Origin of the sequence: Thermus scotoductus DSM 8553, assembly GCF_000381045.1 — a bacterium.
GTDB classification, from domain to species: domain Bacteria; phylum Deinococcota; class Deinococci; order Deinococcales; family Thermaceae; genus Thermus; species Thermus scotoductus.
This window is the reverse complement of the sequence record NZ_KB905805.1, coordinates 1-1,522: the sequence shown is the minus strand read 5'-3', so window position 1 is coordinate 1,522 and position 1,522 is coordinate 1. Positions and strand designations below refer to the sequence as shown.

Sequence of the window (1,522 nt, the reverse complement as noted above, 5' to 3'; positions counted from 1 at the left end):
CCTTCTCTGGCGCTGCTTCCCAACAGCTTCGGCTAGAGTCGGGGATTCGGTATCCGAGGGCCCCACTACCCCGCCCGGACAAGCCAGACGGTTTAGGCTCTTCCCCTTTCGCTCGCCGCTACTCAGGGAGTCGCTTTCGCTTTCCTCTCCTCTGGGTACTGAGATGTTTCAGTTCCCCAGGTTCCCCCCGCCAATCGGCGGTGACCCGTGTTCCCACGGGCCGGGTTCCCCCATTCGGACATCCAGGGATCCACGCCCGCTACCGGCTCCCCCTGGCTTATCGCAGGTAGCCACGTCCTTCATCGGCTCGGGTGCCAAGGCATCCACCGTGGGCCCTTAGCATCTTGACCCTCAAAGGCCGCTCATCACGGCCTCTAACTACCTATCCTCCACCCCAGCTTTCAAGATCCCCCGCCGCCCCTTCAGGCAGCGCAAAGAAAAAACTACCAGACCAACACAAGACTGTCAAGGGGGGTGGAGGCTTTTCGGGTAAGCTAAGGGCATGCGCGGCCTGCTGGTACGGCTTCTCCTCAACACCCTGGCCCTTTGGGTGGTGAGCCTGGTGTACCCGGGGGTTTCCTTCGCCCGGGAGGCAGGGCTTTTGGACTACTTGGTGGCGGGTGCGGTATGGGGGCTGGCCAATGCCTTACTGCGGCCCCTTCTCCTTTTCCTGACCCTGCCCTTAAACCTCATGACCCTGGGGCTCTTCACCCTGGTGGTCAACGGCATCGTGCTTTACCTGGTGGCCGAGGTCACGGCCCTTCAGGTGCCGGGCTTTGCTGAAGCCCTCATCGGGGCCTTGATCCTTTCCCTGGTAAGCCTTCTTCTCAGCTGGCTTTTCCGCGACTAGCGGTTTTCCATCACGTAGCGGGAAAGCTCCTCGATCAGGACCTCCTGCTCGGTGATGATGGCCTTGACCGCATCCCCGATGGAAACTACCCCGACCACCCTGCCTTCCTCCAAGACAGGAAGATGCCGCACCCGGTGCTCGGTCATCAGGCGCATGGCCTCTTGCAAGGTGGTTTCGGGAGTCACCGTGATCACCTCGCGGGTCATGACCTCCTCCACCCGGGTGCCCTTGGAAAACCGGCCCAGGAGGACCAGTTTCCGGGCATAGTCCCGCTCGGAGAAAATCCCGAGAAGCCTCTCCCCCTCCATGACCAGGAGGGCCCCGATGTCGTGCTCCGCCAGCTTGCGCAAAGCCTCCAGCACCGTGGCCTGGGGGTGAACGCTATAGCCCACATTCCGCACCCCCTTCACTCCAGCAGGTAATATCGCCCGGCCCCCAGAAGGCGCACCGCGGTCTCGTGATGGGGAGCCAGGTTGAGGACGAGCAACTTGCCCCCCAGCTCCACCAGGCGGACCCACATAAAGAGTTGAAACACCCAGCGCAAGGTGGGCTTGGCTGTGGGTCTCCCCTTTTGATCCGGCAGGCTGGACCCCGTCCCCTCCAGCCTCCGCCTCAGCTCCCACTCCCCCAGGGCGTACACCAGAAGGGCCAGGGCCATCACCATCCCCAGGG

General features: G+C 62.8%; 2 protein-coding genes, 1 rRNA gene and 1 pseudogene. 1 reads left to right on the top strand and 3 read right to left on the bottom strand.

Annotation, left to right across the window (positions count from 1 at the left end; translation table 11 throughout):
- A 23S ribosomal RNA gene (locus F604_RS0111640) occupies positions 1 to 350 on the bottom strand; the annotation flags it as partial.
- Between the two features lie 152 nt (positions 351 to 502).
- Here F604_RS0111640 and F604_RS0111635 point away from each other — a divergent pair.
- Positions 503 to 850, top strand: a complete 348-nt coding sequence (locus F604_RS0111635) for a phage holin family protein (RefSeq protein ID WP_019551786.1) — start codon at positions 503 to 505, stop codon at positions 848 to 850.
- Here F604_RS0111635 and F604_RS0111630 read toward each other — a convergent pair.
- Both F604_RS0111630 and F604_RS12775 read right to left on the bottom strand, forming a co-directional pair.
- Positions 847 to 1,251 (bottom strand): CBS domain-containing protein, encoded by a 405-nt coding sequence (locus tag F604_RS0111630; protein WP_019551785.1) that lies wholly within the window; start codon positions 1,249 to 1,251, stop codon positions 847 to 849. The genes F604_RS0111635 and F604_RS0111630 overlap by 4 nt on opposite strands.
- A gap of 5 nt (positions 1,252 to 1,256) precedes the next feature.
- Positions 1,257 to 1,522: pseudogene (locus tag F604_RS12775) on the bottom strand (IS1634 family transposase); the annotation flags it as partial.